This is a genomic window from Bradyrhizobium sp. LeoA1Lang, from assembly GCF_055413685.1.
This window is the reverse complement of sequence record NZ_JBVAPG010000330.1, coordinates 1-3,623: the sequence shown is the minus strand read 5'-3', so window position 1 is coordinate 3,623 and position 3,623 is coordinate 1. Positions and strand designations below refer to the sequence as shown.

Sequence of the window (3,623 nt, the reverse complement as noted above, 5' to 3'; positions counted from 1 at the left end):
CCGATCGCCTTCCACAAAGGGACTGGCGATGAACCGCTCCGCCGTCAGCTCGGGCCGCTTCAGATAGCCCCGCGCGACCCCCGCCCCGCCAATGTAAAGCTCCCCCACCGCACCAAACGGAACCGGCGCACCATGACCGTCAAGCAGGTAGACCCGCGCGTTCGCGATCGGACGCCCAATTGGGATCGAGCTCCGCCCCTCGACAGCTTGAGATATTTCGAATGTGGCACTTCCAACTGTTGCTTCTGTCGGACCATAGTGATTGATCAGACGCACGTTCGGAAAACGCTCTTGCCAGAACTGTATATCTGCCGGGATTAACGCCTCGCCGCCAACCATCAGAGCTCTTGTCGGAGCTGGTCCTTTGTAGGCTTCAAGCCGCTTGTTCAGCATGCTCAGATGCGAAGGAGTCAGCTTAATCAGGTCATAGGTCTGCCCCTGCTCTACAGCAGCAAGCGAATCGATTTGAGCAATCGGCTTTAGAAGACGGAGCCTGGCACCTGCCAACAGAGGCCCGAACAAGGTTGTAACGATGCCGTCAAAGCTCAACGGATGCAGTATGGGCGAGCCGTTCAAAGCTCGTTTGTAATAGCTGCGATCTGACCATTGCAAATAGTTCACCAAACTTCCATGCTCGACCATGACGCCCTTGGGGGTGCCTGACGATCCCGAGGTGTAGATCACATAAGCGAGATGGCGCGAGCTCAGCCCGAGGGCGCGCACATCCGGATCCGTCGCCGGCAGCTCCGCCCACGCCGGCGTCGCCGCCTCCAGATCGACCACCGTCAGATCGAGCAGCGCATCGGCGCCCAGCGCGGCGCGGCCGGCCGCATCGGCCAGCACCAAAAGCGGCGCCGCATCGTCGAGCACCTGGCGCAGCCGCGCCGACGGATAGGCCGGATCGAGCGGCAGGTAGGCGCCGCCCGCCTTCAGGATCGCCAGCAGCCCCACCACCATCGCCACGCTGCGCTCAAGGCAGATCGCGACCGGCTGATCCGGCCTCACCCCGAGCCCGATCAGATGATGCGCCAGCCGGTTCGCCCGCGCATTGAGCTCGCCATAGCTCAAGCACTCGTCCGCATAGACCACCGCCACCGCATCCGGCGCCTGGCGCACCTGCGCCTCAAACAGCTCGTGGATGCACCGCTCCGACGGATAGGCCGCCGCGGTCCGGTTCAGCTCCTCCAGCAGATACGCGCGCTCAGCGGCCGACAAGAGCCCAATGCGCCCGACCGGTTGCTGCGCATCGGCAACCACAGCACACAACAAATTTTGCAAATGCTGCGTCATGCGGTTGATCTGCTTGGGCGCCAAGCGACTGGCATCAAAGTGCCACCGAAAGGTCCCATCCAGCGCACAAACCTCAAACGTTAGCACGTCACCGGACAGGGCGGCCTCAGACGTCGGGCTCGAAGCTAGATCACCAGCGGCAGACCCGCCATTTACAGTAACCGTAACGCCAACCGGCCAGGGGCGGCGCGATCGTAACACCTCCATACCCCGCAACGTCGGGCAGCGCGCGATAACATCCCGCGCAAAGCTATCCTGCTCCCTCAGCCGAGCGCATTCGGCCGCGACCGCCCTGCGCACCTCTGCAAAATCATGGCCGAGGTCGATGGCAATTTCCATCGGCACGACAGAAGCGACAAGCACCTCGAGCGCTTTCAAGCCGGCTCGCGATCCATTCGGTGCGGAAGCCCATCCCAATTGAAGCTCTGATTCGCCCGTGATGCGGGCGAGATAGGTCAGCCAAGCACTTAGTAGGTATTCCGTGCGATCACTGGGGGACAACTCAGCCAAAGCACTGGGAACGAGCCACGAACTGGACTGCCATTGGGGCGGAGCCGCAGTTCCTGAAGACGACTGATACGGAAGCTGCAATATTTTAAACTGCTCAAGCCGCCGTCGCCAAAAACTCTCCCGCGGCGCCAACGTTTCATGGCTCACAGTTATGCGACGCGCCTGATCATCGCTTAAGATTGGCAGGCGACCGCCTTCCTCCAGATCGGCGCCCCTTGCGAGTGCCCGCGCGTCCAGAGCCTGACCGTCCGGGCTGCCAAACCAAACATCAACGTCCTCTGTCCCTGTCGCCACACGCCAGTGGCTGGAATGGATTTCAACCAGGGAGCCCGCCGGAAAGCCCGAGCGCCCCGCCGTCACCTCCAAGCACCTGACTGCGACAACGTCATCGCCTACGAGAGCCTTGGACAGACACAACGGATTGGCATGATACGGCCCAAAGTCCAAGGCACGTGTCATCGCTGAGAGATCTTGCGCGGATTGATTCCATCGCAGACAGCCCGCAGCATCTGGGCGTCGACGCCTCGGAAAAACACGTCTGTCCACTAGCGCCTGCGGGCGGACACTGAGCTCTCCATTTGTTAAGCCGGTCAAAAGCTCGCGGAAGCCCTCGATCGCGGCCTCATAACATTTTAGGTTCAGCGTTAACGCCGTATCGCTGGGCGCAATTAAGACTTGGCGTTGAACCACCACGTCGCCAGTATCAACCCGATGCTCGATACGATGCCACGTGATGCCATGTTCGGTCTCTTGCGCCAGCAGCGCCCAAGACGTCGCGTGAGTTCCCGCATATCGTGGCAACGGACCGTCATGGTAATTGAAAGCGCCTTGACAGGCTCGCCCAAACACCTCCGGCGGTAGTATGAACGGGTTGGCAACGGAGAAAATCCACGCCACCGGTTCGGTCTTGAGCAACGTGGAGAGCTCTTCAACGCTCCCAACACACAGGATATTGGCGCGAGCGGCCCACTCGGCGAATGTGGCATCGGCACACAGCGCCGCCCGGATGTCGTGGCCCATCTCCCTTGCCAGCTGCGCGCACCTAATAGCTAGCGTACCACTGCCAACAAAGACGCTGGAATAGATTGCCGGGGCTGCAGCTTGTTGCTCACCGCAATCGCCTGGTTCGCAGGCATCTGTGTGCGTCGGAGGAGACCAATGTACCATCTTCACCCCTCAGCCAATGCATGCAGTTCCCGTCCAAGGCGCCCGCCACATAGCGAGGCAAGCCTGTCACACTGGTCAGGATTTGCTCGGGAGTTGCCGCGCTGAATGCTAATCGACTCCGGCCAGTCTTGAGAGTTATCCAGAGCGAAGAACGACAGCGGCTTGCCCGACGGACGCGGCAACGCTTCATTTGGCGGGATCGCACTTAACCGTGCAGCGTCTATCGCATTGATTTGTATCAATCGAACAAGCTTCATCTGAATGTGTGGGCGGGGCCGACTGCGGGACCGCTATCGTCCTATGGATCCTCACTGTCTCACAGCAATCCGCGTGCCACCAAAGAGGTGGTGCAGGCTCTACTTGAAGTGGAAAAAAACACGTCTTTGCGCCGTGGCGGCGAAATATTTGAGCCTCAGTGTCCGGTTCCTGACATTACGTCTTCAACTGGACACGACTGAACGCGACAATACAGAGCGTCAGATTACGAACGGTTGCTGCTTACGCATCACCTTTTGGTCCAGGCTGATGTCCGGTGCCGTCCGAAAAGCGGTTGGAATTGAAAGTGGCGTAGTCTCCGGGGTGATCAACCTCGAATCACCCGGCGTTGACGCGCCGGGCTGGAGACCACGCCATGACAAGCGTTACCACGAAGGCTT

The 3,623-nt window shown here is 60.2% G+C and carries 2 protein-coding genes; one reads left to right on the top strand and one right to left on the bottom strand.

Going from position 1 to position 3,623, the window contains the following annotated elements; genetic code table 11:
* Positions 1-2,820 (bottom strand): amino acid adenylation domain-containing protein (locus ACZYOF_RS42885; RefSeq protein ID WP_463719504.1); only part of this gene is annotated, 2,820 nt, incomplete at its 3' end.
* Between the two features lie 507 nt (positions 2,821-3,327).
* On the opposite strand from ACZYOF_RS42885, the gene ACZYOF_RS42880 reads away from it, so the two are divergent.
* A partial coding sequence (locus tag ACZYOF_RS42880) for a hypothetical protein (protein WP_463719503.1) occupies positions 3,328-3,623 on the top strand: 296 nt, incomplete at its 3' end.